Annotated in this window: 11 protein-coding genes; 7 read left to right on the forward strand and 4 right to left on the reverse strand. The window is 66.9% G+C overall.

Annotation, left to right across the window (positions count from 1 at the left end):
* Positions 1 to 99: 99 nt before the first annotated feature.
* Complete coding sequence (locus tag ACOGI4_RS01475) at positions 100 to 1,698, forward strand: DUF222 domain-containing protein (RefSeq protein WP_419842193.1); 1,599 nt, start codon at positions 100 to 102, stop codon at positions 1,696 to 1,698.
* A gap of 136 nt (positions 1,699 to 1,834) precedes the next feature.
* Here ACOGI4_RS01475 and ACOGI4_RS01480 read toward each other — a convergent pair whose 3' ends face one another.
* On the reverse strand, positions 1,835 to 2,242 hold the full coding sequence (locus ACOGI4_RS01480) for a PPOX class F420-dependent oxidoreductase (protein WP_419842194.1): 408 nt from the start codon (positions 2,240 to 2,242) through the stop codon (positions 1,835 to 1,837).
* 1,124 nt (positions 2,243 to 3,366) lie between these two features.
* Here ACOGI4_RS01480 and ACOGI4_RS01485 point away from each other — a divergent pair.
* On the forward strand, positions 3,367 to 4,173 hold the full coding sequence (locus tag ACOGI4_RS01485; protein WP_419842195.1) for a L,D-transpeptidase: 807 nt from the start codon (positions 3,367 to 3,369) through the stop codon (positions 4,171 to 4,173).
* 243 nt (positions 4,174 to 4,416) lie between these two features.
* On the opposite strand, the gene ACOGI4_RS01490 is transcribed toward ACOGI4_RS01485, so the two are convergent.
* The gene (locus ACOGI4_RS01490; protein WP_419842196.1) at positions 4,417 to 5,346 is read right to left on the reverse strand and encodes a Dyp-type peroxidase; all 930 of its coding nucleotides are present in this window, start codon (positions 5,344 to 5,346) and stop codon (positions 4,417 to 4,419) included.
* Between the two features lie 810 nt (positions 5,347 to 6,156).
* Between ACOGI4_RS01490 and ACOGI4_RS01495 the strand changes: the two genes are divergently transcribed.
* Both ACOGI4_RS01495 and ACOGI4_RS01500 read left to right on the forward strand, forming a co-directional pair.
* Positions 6,157 to 6,987, forward strand: coding sequence for an alkylhydroperoxidase-related (seleno)protein (locus ACOGI4_RS01495; protein WP_419842197.1), 831 nt, complete (start codon positions 6,157 to 6,159; stop codon positions 6,985 to 6,987).
* A gap of 15 nt (positions 6,988 to 7,002) precedes the next feature.
* Entirely contained in the window at positions 7,003 to 7,389 is a 387-nt protein-coding gene (locus ACOGI4_RS01500) for a hypothetical protein (RefSeq protein ID WP_419842198.1), read from the forward strand.
* A 38-nt stretch (positions 7,390 to 7,427) separates the two neighbouring features.
* Here the strand turns inward: ACOGI4_RS01500 and ACOGI4_RS01505 are convergent, their stop codons facing one another.
* Positions 7,428 to 9,485: a hypothetical protein gene (locus ACOGI4_RS01505; RefSeq protein ID WP_419842199.1), complete on the reverse strand. Its 2,058-nt coding sequence runs from the start codon at positions 9,483 to 9,485 to the stop codon at positions 7,428 to 7,430.
* A gap of 2 nt (positions 9,486 to 9,487) precedes the next feature.
* A complete protein-coding gene (locus tag ACOGI4_RS01510; RefSeq protein WP_419842200.1) occupies positions 9,488 to 10,024 on the reverse strand; it encodes a YbhB/YbcL family Raf kinase inhibitor-like protein in 537 nt (178 codons plus the stop codon).
* A gap of 329 nt (positions 10,025 to 10,353) precedes the next feature.
* Here ACOGI4_RS01510 and ACOGI4_RS01515 point away from each other — a divergent pair, with 329 nt between their 5' ends.
* The 3 genes from ACOGI4_RS01515 (at position 10,354) to ACOGI4_RS01525 (ending at position 14,076) form a co-directional block, all read left to right on the forward strand.
* On the forward strand, positions 10,354 to 12,201 hold the full coding sequence (locus ACOGI4_RS01515; protein WP_419842201.1) for an alpha-amylase family glycosyl hydrolase: 1,848 nt from the start codon (positions 10,354 to 10,356) through the stop codon (positions 12,199 to 12,201).
* Between the two features lie 133 nt (positions 12,202 to 12,334).
* Positions 12,335 to 13,831, forward strand: coding sequence for an ABC transporter substrate-binding protein (locus ACOGI4_RS01520; protein WP_419842202.1), 1,497 nt, complete (start codon positions 12,335 to 12,337; stop codon positions 13,829 to 13,831).
* A gap of 77 nt (positions 13,832 to 13,908) precedes the next feature.
* Complete coding sequence (locus ACOGI4_RS01525) at positions 13,909 to 14,076, forward strand: hypothetical protein (RefSeq protein ID WP_419842203.1); 168 nt, start codon at positions 13,909 to 13,911, stop codon at positions 14,074 to 14,076.
* The last annotated feature ends 138 nt before the right edge of the window (positions 14,077 to 14,214 follow it).

The following is a 14,214-nucleotide window of genomic DNA, read 5'->3' on the forward strand; positions in this document are numbered from 1 at the left end:
CAGGCCGGGTCTACGGTGTTTGCGTTGTGAAAGCTCACCATGATCAACTCGTAGTGCCAAATGCGTATATCTGTTGCTTCTATCTGATAATATGGATGTATGTTCTCGCAGGTGCAGCAGGCGCTCCAGTGCCTCGGCGCAGCGCTCGACAGTGTCGAAGCGGCACCTACTGACGAGCTGCGGCGCGCGCTATGTGCCGCAAAATCGCTGCGCACCCGTGTCGAACTCTTGGAGACCAAGGCCGCGGCGCTGGTCGCGCGTCGCGAGTGCCATGGCGACGGAGGTGCCGGGCTGCTGAACCAACTGGGCGGGCGGTCACGCGCTGAGGCTGCACGCAATACGCGCACCGATGCCGAACTCGCCCAACTGCCTGCGGTGGCCAGCGGTGTCGCAGCAGGCGAGATCAGCTTCGCGAACGCCGCCAAACTGGTGCAGACCGCACGCAGCGTCGGACACCAAGCCGTGCGCGACTGCGCCGACCTGGCCCGGAAGGCCAAAGCGCTCCCCGATGACGAGTTCGCCCACGCCGCGCAACGCTGGACACTGCGGCACCGAAGCGGTGATGACCTCGCCAAACAGCATCGTCGGAACCGACGCAACCGCAGCGTGCGATTCTGGAACGGCGACGACGGCTCGGTACAGATGCGCGGCGCGTTCGACGCCGAGATGGGCGCCCGCATACAGCGGCGCTTGCGGCATCAATCCGAACTGCTTCGCCAAGCGGATCGCCGCCGTCAACGACAACACACCAGCGGCGTTGCACCGGAAGACAGCGACCGCACCCAAGACCAGCGCATGGCAGACGCGCTGAACGGCCTCTTGGCAGACGCGCACGCAAATGCAGACATGCACGCAACCACCGAGGCCAGCTCGTCTGCTGCGGACGATGCCGGCGGCGGCGCGGCTAGGGCCGTCGGGTTATTCGAGAACGCTCCCACAGAATTCTCTGGGGCTTCACGCCTGAACAGCGACCGTCCCGCTCACACACTGCCCGATCCCGTCGCTGCGCTGCCGAGCGACAACAGTGTCTTGCCCGCAGACACTCCGAAGGACAAGCAAGCCGAGTCCAGAGTCGCCCGGCTGACGACCGACAGGCACGCACAGCCGAGCGGCATCGAACACGGTCCGGCAGCCTCGGCAGCTGCACCATCGTCGAATGGGCACACACCATCGAACAGCGCCGAGCGCGGTCGCACCGATGCGCAGATCATCGTGCGCGCCGACCTGCACGCGCTGCTCGGCCAGCGCGGCGGCGCAGCCGAGATACCCGCCGTCGGCCCCATACCCGCCGAAACGCTGCAACGGCTCGCCTGCAACAACGACCTCTCGCTGGTCATCTTCGCCGACAAGCTCACGCCACTGTGCGAAACCACACCCAGCCGCGCCCCCACTGCAGCACAGCGCCGTGCGCTGATCGCACGCGACGGCGCATGCATCGGCTGCGGTGCACCGCCGGACGAATGCGAGGCCCACCACATCGTGCCGTGGACCTGCGGAGGCAAGACCCGCATCGACAATCTCGTGCTGGTGTGCTGGTCCTGCCACGACCGCATCCACGACCACAACTGGCGCATACAGCGCCGCGACGGCCGCTATCGGCTTGCTGTGCCCGATCCCGCACGGCCACCCAACCCCGCGCGGTCACGAAAGCCGGGACGACGGCTTCAACGCCCCGCCCCGCCGTCCGGCGTGCCGTAATGCTCCCGAGCGAGTCAGCCGTGCCGGTCGGGGCCATCCAGCACCGACCAGCATCGGGTTGCGACCCTGAGAGAGTCAGCCGTGCCGGCTGGGGCCGGCCTGTACTCCCACGAGTACATCACGCACAGCGGGAGAGTCAACCGTGTCGGTCGGGGCCAGCTTTGACGATACGGAATCGGACCAAGCAGCGCTGGTCCTCCACCATGGCCCGGCGATAGTCGTCCCAGTCGGGGTGCTCGCCGCGAAGCGTCCGGTAGTACTCCTCCAGCGGCCCAAGGGCGGCATCGCCGGAGACCACCTCGGCCCGGCATTCGAGCTGCACCCAGCGGCCCAGCCATTTCTCGGGGAAAACGCACAGCCAGCACTGCGGGTCCCGACGCAGGTTCTTGACCTTGAACGCGGTGTCGCGTGTGCTCATCACCACGGTGTCGTCCACGACGGCCAAGGTCACCGGCGACATCTGCGGCGTGCCGTCGCGTGCCGTGGTCGCCAGCACCGCGCGGTCATTCTTGCTGACGTACTCCAGTGCATCCGAAATGTTCATCGCCTGAGCCTCGCACAGCCAGCCCGCGCCTGCACAATCTCGGTGCTGTCGGCGAGTGCTGGCCCGCGGCTCAGGGATCACTTCAGACCGGCCACCTGCTCAGCAACCCGGGACCGGCTGACCATCAGCGGACGTTGGTCGACGACCGGGCGTCAGCGGAGTCAACCGATATCACGCAGGCCAAGCAGTGATCGCGCGCCCAAGAATGCACGCCCGACTGCGGTGGGTCAGTCTCTTGCGGGGCTGACGGCGCCTGCCGTACTCTCGCCTTGCACTCTCAGAGTGCGTGTTCAACCGGGGCACGCCGAGGGACAACGTCAATCACTGTGTCTCGCTCCAATCGCCTCATCGACTGCCGGCAACTCCGGCGCAACGCATTGCCGGCCGGCGCAACGGCCCGTCGCACATGGGCGTGTGGCGTCGGCGACGCCAATGCCACTCAGCCGACGTCATATGCGTGCCGCATACGCGGCTGGAGCGTTCGCGGCAAGAGCAGCCGTGGTGCCAGATCCAGGATGCGGGCCGCACGACTCTTGGCCGGGTACGGCGTGGCGGCCGTGCTCACCACGTTGCCGTTCAGCAGCAATGCGGCTGCAAGTTCTGTGCTGGTCCGTGCTGCGCCTGTCGGTGCCACGGCCTCCGGCAAGGTTGCGGTCTCCAACCCAGAGCCCCACCCTGCATGGCCGTCCGAATTCGGCGCAACTGTCTTCAATGCATCAGTGTTCGGTGCATCAGTCTCGGGCGCAGCTGTCGGCGAACATGACAGTTCGGGGCGACAGCGCGGCGCCAACGAGAGTGCCGACGCTGCAACTGGCCGGTCCCCTCGCTCAACACGCACCGCAGTCGTCTTGGCACCGGGTGGACTGCTGCAGGCCGGTCAAGCGGTCATCTCGCCCAATGGCTGGTACGGACTGAGACTCGAACCCGGCGGCCGCCTCGTGCTGTACGTCACGATGGTGCCCCCGGGGGTCGACGGCACCCTCTGGACGCCGGGGTCAGTGGGGATTCCCGGGTCAAGGGTTGCGGGTCGACAGACCTCGGGAACACGAACTCCGGCAGGCGCTGCAACTGGCGGACCCAAGCGAGCGGCTCCACCTGCGACACAGCATGTCGCGAGATTGACCATGCGTCACGACGGCGAACTGGTGCTCTACAACGCACCGCTGAACGACGGGTCCGAGGGCGTACACCGCAGCAGCCAGAACCATCAACGGAGCGAACCCCGTGCCGGGCACCAGTCCGGGCAACAAGACGGGTCTAGGCCAGACACCAGCGAGCAGCAACAGGACCGACGCTCCGAGTCGGGTTCAGACGAGCTGCAAGCGAGGCCGGCGCCGGTGCCAGTTGAGACGCCCGAGATGCTGGCCGAGATGCTGCCTGGCGGACTGGCAGCGACGCTGTGGAGTTCTGGCACCCGCAGCACAACGGGCGCTGCGCTGCAACTCGACAACGACGGCACCTTGTCCATCGTCACGCCAGAGGGACGCGTGCTGTGGCGAGGCGGCAACTCAGCGCCGGACGTCTCCGCAACCGACGTCGGGTTCGCCGGGCACCGCCACGTCATCTACGACCGAGGCGAGCAGCGGGTGTGGCTGATCGACGCCGACGGGCGCATGGTCGACAACTACCCCGTCAGCGGTCGACGCACATCGCCGGCACCCGGCCGCTACGAGGTCATCTCAAAGTCGCTCGATGCGGTCTCCTACAACGGTCTGGTCACCATGCGTCACATGGTGCGATTCACGGTCGGCGTGAATGGCGGCAGGATCGGCTTCCACTCCATTCCTCGAAACTGGCACGACATGCCAGTGCAAACAGAAGCAGAGCTTGGCGACGCGCTGTCGCTGGGTTGCGTGCGCCAACGAGACGACAAGGCAGAGCGCCTGTACTACTGGGCACCGCCCGGCACGCCCGTCGTCGTGCTCGACTGAGCCTCGACACGGCCGAGAGTGGCGGTTCGAGGCAGACAGTTCAAGACAGACAGTACGAGGCTGGCCGTCAGGCACCGCCAACTATCGAGAACTACCGAGAATTACCGGTGCTGTGCGAGGGGGTTTCGCCAACGCAGTCCACGAAAGCGGCTGAAGTCAGTGTTGTGCGCATGCAGACGTCACGACGGCTCGCTCATGCGATATCAAGATGCTCGGCCTGAGCCCTGCGCCATGCGTCGCCACTCAGCCGGTGATGCCGTCGAGCGTTTCCTCGCTGGGCGCGAAGTAGAACGAGCCTGAAGCCGGATTCGAGAAGTCGGTGATGGCATCGCGCACGCCAGCAGCATCGTCGAGGCCGTACATCCGGCGCAGACGCCGACGCAGCGGCGCCTGATCCTTGCAGAACGCCATGAAGTACAGCCCGAGCGTGCCGTCGTGGAAGGCATACGGCGTGGAGCGGCGAGCGATCTCGTTGATCTTGTCGCTGCCTTCGTTGCCGTGGTTGCCGTCGGCTCGCAGTTCCACGTGGCTCAAGTGGCTGTAGGGCTCCTGCGTGTCGGTCTTGTCGGTCTCGGGGAACTTCTTGCGGCCGAAGTTCTTCTCCTGCTGCTCGTCGGACAACGCATTCCAGCTGTCCAGATCATGCACCCAGCGCTGAGCGATGATGTGACTGCCGCCTGCGCCGGGCTCGCCGTCGGGAACGATGGCCACCGCCGGCTGGTCCTCCTCGGCCGGGTTGCCGGTGCCGTCCTTGAAGCCGGTCATGTCCAGCGAGTCGCCGTAGATGAACGTGGGCGTCTCACGAGCGACGGCCATGTGACCGACGAGCGCAGTGCGAGCGTCGTACTGCGCCTTCCACACTCTGTCCTTGGCGTCGTGGTTCAGCCACAGCAGCAGCTCTTCCTGCGTTCCCTTGGCCTCGCGCCCCGAACCGTCCTCGGACTGCACAGTCACGTAGGCCTGAAAGTCGTCGGGCACGTCGTCGGTGAGTTCGCCCAGCAGGCTTGGCCCGAAGCCGAGCGTCAAGTTGATGCCCTCGGCATCGCAGGCCGTGCGCAGATCTGCGAGCACGGACCTGATCACCCCGAGGTCGGCACCCTCGACGCGGCTCAGGTGGACGTACCACTGGTTGGCGCCCATCTCGTTGAAGATCGCCTTCTGCGGTGTCGGCATAGTTGCTCCTTTGGGTTCGACAGGACTGAACGGGACTCGACAGGGTTCGACGGTTGGGACCCTGCAAACTCGGGTGGATCAGTATCGAGTGAACGAACGAATGGTAGGCACGCACAGACAGTGACGCACAGACACTACGGGCACAGACAGTACGAGCGAACCGGGCCGTCAGGGTCGTTCTTGCCCATGACGATCAGGACACAGCCTGCACGGACGCAGACAGCACGGGCGAACGGCAGGTGCGTGCCGTTCGTGCAGCCAGCTGGTGCTGTCAGCGGGTCCAGCCAGTCCCCGCAGTGCGAGCCACATGAACCAATCGCGCCCCGCCCTGCCGCCGACGGCGCTGCGGCGCGACCTGCTCGCAGATGGTGGCCGATGGTAGGCCGACGCCCGCGCCGCCCGCACTCACACCAGCGAGCCAGCGGGCAGCCAAAGATCGGTCGCACACCGCCCGGGCCAGACGGGTGCTGGGCCAGCGGCTAAGCGGGCGGCCAAGGGTCAGCGTCCCTAAGCTCGGATGCCGTGCGCTCAGACATGCTGGGCCATCTTGGTCGGCGTGATGACCTGCGTGACGACGGCCGTACTGACGGTACAGCTACGACATCGCATGGGACCCCGACACCGCAGGCGCGATGATCTGTGTGACGACGGGCGTGCTGGCGGGTCCGGGCAGCATCCGGGGTGAGACGGAACCCGAGGAGACGAAGCCGTCAGAGACAGGCCCGCAGAAATGAGCCTTCGGCAAGACAGCCCTCGGCAAAGCAGCCCTCGGCAAGACAGCCCTCGGCAACGGAAACAGGAGTTGCAGACATGAGCCGTACACCAGCGAGCTACACCGTCGCCAAGAACGAAGATGCGAACAGCACCGACACGAGCACTGTCACGGCGCAGCGCACGAGCCGGCGGCCCTACGACACCGAGCTGCCGATACGCGACGACCTCCAGGCTGCGCACGGCGAGATCGCAGCGCGGTGGTCCCAACCCGGCACCTGGTGGACCGCGGTGCAGCGCACAGAGATCGTGGCGCAGGTGCGAGCGGCACGTGACGAGCGTGACCATCGCTCCAACGGCGACGACCCGTTGCCGCCGTGGGTGCAGCCCAGCACGCTCGCACAGCGAGCAGGCCAAGCACGTCCAGAACCCGCAGACGCCAACGGCCTGCTGCCCCCCGCCGCTGTCGATGCCGTCTGGCGCATCACCAACCACCCAGGCACGCTGACGCAGGACTGGTACCGGTCGATCATCGGCAGAGGCATCGACCCGCTGGCCTACGTAGAGCTGGTGGGCCTGGTCGCTCAGGCCAACTGCGTCGATCGCTTCGCTGACGCGCTCGGACTGCCCCGGATTGCGCTGGGCGAACCCGTCGACGGCCCGCCCACACAGCACACCGCTCCGACGCCAGTGGAGTACCAGGTGAAGTACCACTGGGTGCCCACCGCCGAGCTGAAGATGCCCAACGTGATCAAGGCGCTCAGCGCGGTTCCGGCAGAGAACGAGGCGCTGTTCATCCTCTCCGATGCCCAGTACGTGCCGATGGACCGTGTACGAGGCGAGCTGATCAACGACCAGAACTCGCTGAGCCGTCCACAGATCGAGCTGATCGCAGCTCGAACGTCGAAGCTCAACGAGTGCTTCTACTGAACGTCTGCCCACGCGTTGCTGCTCGGTCTGAGCGGCCAGCACAAGGACTTGGACATCAGCTACGAGGCCGTCAACGGTGCCGAACACGGCGACGGCGGCGTGCTCCACGGCGCGCTGCTGGCCGGTCTGGTCGAGGCGATGTGGGCCGGCGATGCCGACGCCACCGCTGCGGCGCGCAACGCCGTGGTCGAAGCCGCAGGCGCTGAGGTGATGATCGACGCCGTCGCGGTCAGCGCGAACTTTCACATGATGACCCGGGTCGCCGACGGCACCGGGACTCCGCTGGACCCGGGGACGTTTGACATGAGCGCGGCAGTGCGCGAGGCGTGCGGACTCGACGGATTCACCTCCCGCCGCGACCCGCACGGCGATCGCCAACGCGTCCCGACCAGCGCGGCGTAACCCGCCAAGCGGTACCGGCCAACAAGTGCAAGTGCCGGTCAGGACCCGAACAGCTTGGTCGGCAGGTGCCGGCCGATGTACCCCACATGCACCTTGCCGGTGGTGCCGCCGGTGTCGTCGTAGAAGTAGAGCCGTGGCGCGACACCGCTGTTGGAGAGCTTCAGATGCGCTTCCATCACGATGCGACCGCCGGCGGCGACTCGCTTCGACACGGGCATCTCGCGCAGGACCTTCAGTTGGGGCCGGCGCATCACTTCTTGCGATTCGTGCATGGCCAGTTTCTTCGCGTTCGAGAACCACTTGCGCGGGTGGTTGCTCTGCCTGCACCAGTCGCGAAAGTCGCCGTTGCCGGAGCCTTGGTGGGCGTAGATCTCCAGCGCCAGCAACCCGTCGAACACGCTGCGAGCCCACGAGCGGTGCGACCCGATCACTTGGTCGAGATCGGCCACATGGCTGTCGATCTCACGCGGGATTTCGACCCGCAACAGGTTCGCTCGTGCCAGCGACAGCGCTTGGCTCACCGAGGTCACCTGCGGGTACTTCCTGCCGGCGGCATCGGTCGCCATCGGCGTGCCCGCTTGGCCCACCTGGACGAGCGCCTGCACGATCTGGTCTTCCTTGTCGATGAGCGTCTCCTGCAGTTCTTCGGTGCGAAGCTGCGCCAGCTCCAGCTCCTCTTGCAGATCGAGTACCTGCTGGTCCAACTCGTCGCGTTCCTCGCGGGCGGCTTGGCGCTGCTCGCGTGTCTCATACAGCGCTTCCCACAGATCGTCCCGCTCGGACTCCAGCGCCTCGATGCGCTCGCGCAGGCCAGCACCAGCGGCAAGCTCTGGCGCCCTGCGCTGGTGCCCGAGTTCTTCTTGAGAGCGGCTGAACAGATCAGGCGGCTTGCGTTCGACCATGGCAAGGCTCAGCAGATGGCTTGCCCAACGCCCGGCTTGATGCGGATCCGAGCGCACGACCTCGGCGGCGAGGGTTCGATGCCGGTGGGGCTCGTGCTGACCTGCCAGGTACAAGCGAGCTTCGCCGGGATCGAGGTCCATATCCTCGCCGATGAGCCGCTGAAAGGGCGTCAACTGCTGCATTGGCAAGACGAATACGCGCGCCAGGCCGGCCAGTTGCAGTGCGGCACTCTTCGCGCGCCGCGACATCTCGCCGAGCGCCGCACTCTGATTCGGGTTGATGGGATCCCAAGCCAGCACCAAGTACGGCACCGGACGTCTAGGCGACACGATTGCTCCGCGAACGGCTTTGACATGGTCGACATCCTCAACCACAACCGGCGATGTTGTGAGCGGTTCTGGGCCGTAGCGAGGCTTCCCCCCGTTGCGGTGTGCCGTGTCCAGCAGATCCGAGACGAGCGACGCTACGCCGCTGTCACTCAACTGGGTCCAGCGCGACTGGAGCGGATCTGACCCTGGGACGCCGCCGGCCGGCTCGACAGCGCCGAGACTTGCTGGCGCCGACGCGAGGCGCGGCGCCTCGACGTCTACCCAGACCCATGCCTCGCCGTCGCGGCTCCCCACCCGGGTTCGCACGACCGATCTTCCCGACGCAGCGTGTTGCGTGAGCTCCAACGTCGTCTCCGTAACGCCGCCGTTGGTGCGCGTCTCCCGATTCAGATCGACCCGTTGCAAGTCCGCGCTCGGCAAATCCGCTCTTGGCAGGTCAGCGTCGCTGTGGTCGAGGCCGCGAACCTCGGCGCGGCATCGCCGCCCGTGCCCCGAGCGGTCCCCGCTACTGCCAAGGCCTGGTCGGTCAGTGCCTGGCAGATCACTGCTTGGCAGATCGGGGCCTTGGGCTTCACCGCCACGGAGACCTTGTCCGTTGAGTCCCCGGCCAGTGGGATCAGCGCCGGAGGAGCTGCTGCCGCCAGCACTGCCGCCGACACCACTGCGGCCCGTACCTGCTGCATCGGACGAGTCGGCTGAGTCCGCATCGGCGACGTCGAGGTGAGGGTGTTGTGCCTGCGCCCATTCCCGAAAGCTCCGTGCTACGTGGTGATGCAGGCCAAGACGGTCGTCTTGCCACATGACGCGGTAGATCACTTCGAGCGTTGCCGAATCACCGTCGGTGACCATGGCCTCGGCCGCCACGGTCAGCCTTGTTCGTAGATCGGCGTGATGAGCGCGCGGCCCAGCGTGGTGCCGAACATGTTGAAGCCGCAGAACGCCGGCGAGGCATTCGCGTCGATCGGCAACGTGGCGACGCTCAGCGCATGCACGGCGAAGATGTAGCGGTGCGGGCCGTGGCCGGGCGGGGGTGCAGCACCGAGATAACCGGCCATGCCGGCGTCGTTGCGAAGCTGCTTGATGCCCCAGCGCAGCCCAGTGCCCTCGACATCGCCGGCAGCTGCCGCAAGCTCGGTGCGCGATGCCGGGATGTCGTACATGACCCAGTGCCAGAAGCCGCTGCCGGTGGGCGCATCGGGGTCGAAGCACGTCACCGCGTAGCTCAAGGTGCCCTCCGGCGCGCCAGACCAAGTCAGGTGCGGAGATCGGTCTTCGCCGCCCGCGCCAAAGATGCCCGAGACCTGCGGCATCGACAGCATCTGCCCATCGGCTATGTCGTCGCTTCGTAGCTCGAACGATGCGACTGCTGGGAGGAAGTCGTAGGGACCCGGAGGTTGAGCCATCTCGGCCGCCTTTCTGTCTGCCTGTCTTCGTCACACAATCGTAATAGTTGGATCGCGCCCGTACTGCACGCGGCACAGCTCCCGGCGTTCCGCGGCCGGCCATCATGCTCACGAGCGCCGATGCGCGGCAGACTGACGGCCGTGCGTGCTCGGTACGTGCTCGGGGCTCGCGCAGGGCTGACCACACCACGGCGGGCATCCGGCGACGCCACCAGAGTCGGCACACACTGCCCGCTGCACACGCCGGCAACGGCACACTGCCCACACGACTGGCTCGCTGACTAGCCCACATCGGCACGTAGCTGCTGGCACACCACTACAGGCACTCGATGACAGGCACTCGACGACCGAAGTTCGCCACGAAGCAACCCGACCGCTTCGCAGCCGACTCAGGCACACCGGAATCCGACGCGCTGGCGCGTTGGTGGACCGATGCCGTCGGCTATCAGGTGTACCTGCGCTCCTTCGCCGACTCTGACAACGACGGCGTCGGCGACCTCGGCGGCGTGATCGCCAAGCTGGACTACTTGGCGCGACTCGGCGTGGACTTCGTGTGGATCACACCGTTCTACCCGTCGCCCGGGGACGACTGGGGCTACGACGTGGCCGACTACTGCGACATCGACCCGCTCTTCGGCGACCTGGCCACGCTCGACCGACTGCTGGCCGACGCGCACGACCGCGGCATCCGCGTCATCACCGACCTGGTGCCCAACCACACCAGCAGCGCGCATCGCTGGTTCCAGGCCGCGCTCGGCCACGCGGGCCCCACCGATCGCGCGCACTACCGCGACTACTACATCTGGCGCGATCCGGCACCCGGGGGAGGCCCACCCAACAACTGGGTGGGTTACTTCGGCGGCCCCGCGTGGTCCTTGGATTCCGAATCAGGCCAGTACTACCTGCACCTGTTCTTGCCCTCGCAGCCCGACCTCAACTGGCGCAATCCGGCGGTCGCGGCCGAATGGGACGACATCTTGCGATTCTGGCTGGACCGCGGCGTGGACGGCTTCCGCGTCGATGTGGCAGGCGGTCTGGTGAAGGACGAGCAGCTGCGCTCCAACCCGCAACTGCGGCCCGTCCCGCCGAGAGCATCGCGCTGGGAACAATGGGAGTGCTTCGAGCACCTCCACGACGTGTTCCAGCCCGAGAGCCAGGACGTCTTCCGGCGCTGGCGCACCATCTGCGATAGCTACGGGGCCTTCCTGCACGGCGAGACGTACCACCTCGAGCCGCGAGGCATGGACGCGCTGCTGCCCGCGGATGGCATGCACGGGGGCTACTGGTTCGCGCCGATGCACATCGGCTGGGAACCCGCGCAGATCCGCTCCACCCTGCACGCTCCTTCTGAGCACTTGGCCGCACGGCTGCTGTGGGCGATGAGCAGCCACGACATGCCGCGGGCACCGACCCGCTTCGGCGGTGCGGCGGCGCACAGCGGCTGGGGAGCAGCGCGGACGTTGGCGTTCAACGTGCTCGCTGCGTTCCTGCCCGGCACCTTGGTGCTCTACCAAGGCGAGGAACTCGGACTGACCGACGGCGAGGTCGCATCCGAGGACAAGCTCGACCCGGTGGGCCCGGCCGACGACGTGGCCGCCGGACGTGACGGCTGCCGCACGCCGATGCCGTGGTCCGACGGGCCGCACAACGGCTTCAGCGACGCCGCGCCGTGGCTGCGAGCGGCCGAACGGCCGAACCACGAGACTGCCGCCGCGCAGGAAGCGGCGTCGGACGCGGCCAAGCGTTCGTGGCTCGGCGCGTACCGCGAACTGCTGGAGGTGCTACACCAGCAACGTCCTCGACTGGAGGCGGCGGGCACCGACGTTGCCTGGATCGACAGCGGCAGCGGACCCATCGTCTCCTACCGACGCGGCAGTCTCCAGGTGATGGCCAACGTCAGCGACTCGCCCAGCACGGCGCCGGTAGTGGACGGTGCCGCGCTGTTGTTCGACTCGGCCGTGGCGGGCCCTCACCCGCTCGCCGCAGCCGATGCCCCATCGGATCGCGCGGCGACTGCGCCCTCGGCAACGGGCACTCCGATCTCAGACATCGATACGTCCGAGGTGGAGACCGCAGCGCCGAACGGGCCGAACGGCGGCTACACACTGCTGCCTGCGAGCGCTGCGGTATGGCAAACACCGGAACGAGCGCGCAGCCTGGTGCGAACCGACAGCTAGGCTGCCGCTGCGGCAACTGCATGCAGCGTGCTATGTCGGCAGACGAACAACGTCGCGCCGAAGCGCAGAGCAGGTGTGCGGGCTTGCAACCGCACCTGGTGACCGCACAGGGAGAGACACAGGAGAGATGCACATGAAACAGCACCGCACAAGGCAAACGCGGCTGCGGGCATCGCGGTTCGTCGCTGCACTGCTCGCATTAGCGCTGATCGCAGCTGCTTGCGGCAGCGACGACGATGGCGACGATGCGTCGCCTGCGGCAACGACGGCTGCTGCGCCGGCGACCACCATGGCGGAATCGCCCGCTACCACCATGGCCGACGAGCCGGTTACCACCGAGGCCATGGACGACACACCGGCGACCACCATGGCCGAATCGCCCGCTACCACCGAGGCGATGGACGACGGGATGTCGATGGCCGGCACGAAGGTAAGCGTCTTCGGACCCGAGTCAACCGAAGAAGAGGCCGGCGCCATGCAGGACGCCCTGGACGTCTTCGCCGAGCGGACCGGCATCGAGATCACCTACACCGGTGCTCGCGACTTCTCCGACCAGATCAACGCCCAGGCAGCCGGCGGCAACCCGCCCGACATCGGCGTGTTCCCGCAGCCGGGCAAGGTCGGCGACTTCGGAGGCGAGGGCTGGATCCTGCCGATCCCCGATGCCGTCAAGAGCAACATCGAGAGCCAATGGCCGGCCGGCACGCTGGACACGGTCACCTTCGGCGGCACGCTGTGGGGCATCCCCAACAAGACCGACCTCAAGTCGATCGTCTGGTACAACACCGAGATCTTTGAGAGCGGCGGCTTCGCTGTGCCGGAATCGCTGGACGAGCTCTGGGCGTTGACGTTCCAGATGGTCGCCGCCGGCGTCACGCCGTGGTGCGTCGGCATCGAGTCCGGCCCGGCCACGGGCTGGGCCTTCACCGACTGGATGGAAGACCTCGTCTTGCGTATCCAGGACGAGAATGTCTATGACCAGTGGGTGGCAGGCGAGGTCGACTTCGCCGACGAGCGCATTGCGAGCATTGCCCAGACCGTTCTCGACGTCTGGAACACACCCGGCGTCGTCTACGCCGCTGGTGGCTCCATTGCCGCGACACCATTCGGCGACAACGGCGATCCGCTCGTCGCCGGCGACTGCGCCATGCATCGTCAAGCCTCGTTCTTCGCAGCATTCCTGCCCGAGGGCACCGGCGTCGGCCCGGGCCAAGAGATCGATGTGTTCTACTTCCCCGCCGACGCAGAGAAGGGCAATCGTCCGGTGCTGACCGCCGGCACGTATGTCTCCGCCTTCCGTGACGCGCCCGAAGTCTGGGCAGTGATGGAGTTCCTCGGCAGCGCCGAGTACGCCGAGGTGCGTCAGACAGCGCAGGCTGAACGTCAAGGCGGCGGCCAGTCGGGCTTCCTGTCGGCCAACACCCAACAAGACCTCAGCGTGTACAACGACCTCGAGCGGTCGTTCGTGCAGATTCTCCAGACGGCCAGCCCGGCCCGCTTCGACGGATCGGACCTGATGCCGGCTGTTGTGGGTGCAGGCACCTTCTGGACCGAAGGCACCAGCGCTGTCAACGGCGACAAGACCGTCGCCGAGGCATTCGCTGCGATCGACGCCTCCTGGCCCGAGTAACCGCGGCAACTGAACAACCACAGACGCTGCCGACATTGCAGGCCGCGTCTCAGCCGCAAGGAGGCCGGTCCGCTGATGTGGGCCGGCCTCCGGCGCGCTTGGCGTTGCACAAGAACAAGTCGCTCGGCGGTCGCGTTGCCGGCGGCGCCATGGCCTGCCAAAGCGCCGCCGGCCGCATTGCGCACGCGCCGCGCTTCGCCTGCAAGACTGCGCCGGTGACCGTGCAGCGACGACAGGTGTACTGAGGCGATGGGCGCACTCGTCAGCGCGCTGATCGGCGTGGTCGTCGCCATCGGCGCCAGCGCAGCGGTCTTCTTCGGAGCGAACTGGCTCTTCGACCTTGCTGTCAGCCGCTGGCGCGTCTTTCTGGCCACCACCGCTGC

This window comes from Candidatus Poriferisodalis sp. (assembly GCF_965205175.1).
In the GTDB taxonomy this organism is placed as follows: Bacteria; Actinomycetota; Acidimicrobiia; order Acidimicrobiales; family Poriferisodalaceae; genus Poriferisodalis.

Bases quoted from the DNA above. Each gene is read 5' to 3' on its own strand.
- ACOGI4_RS01475 (WP_419842193.1), top strand. From the start codon at position 100: ATGTTCTCGCAGGTGCAGCAGGCGCTCCAGTGCCTCGGCGCAGCGCTC.
- ACOGI4_RS01480 (WP_419842194.1), bottom strand. From the start codon at position 2,242: ATGAACATTTCGGATGCACTGGAGTACGTCAGCAAGAATGACCGCGCG.
- ACOGI4_RS01485 (WP_419842195.1), top strand. From the start codon at position 3,367: ATGCGTCACGACGGCGAACTGGTGCTCTACAACGCACCGCTGAACGAC.
- ACOGI4_RS01490 (WP_419842196.1), bottom strand. From the start codon at position 5,346: ATGCCGACACCGCAGAAGGCGATCTTCAACGAGATGGGCGCCAACCAG.
- ACOGI4_RS01495 (WP_419842197.1), top strand. From the start codon at position 6,157: ATGAGCCGTACACCAGCGAGCTACACCGTCGCCAAGAACGAAGATGCG.
- ACOGI4_RS01510 (WP_419842200.1), bottom strand. From the start codon at position 10,024: ATGGCTCAACCTCCGGGTCCCTACGACTTCCTCCCAGCAGTCGCATCG.
- ACOGI4_RS01515 (WP_419842201.1), top strand. From the start codon at position 10,354: ATGACAGGCACTCGACGACCGAAGTTCGCCACGAAGCAACCCGACCGC.
- ACOGI4_RS01520 (WP_419842202.1), top strand. From the start codon at position 12,335: ATGAAACAGCACCGCACAAGGCAAACGCGGCTGCGGGCATCGCGGTTC.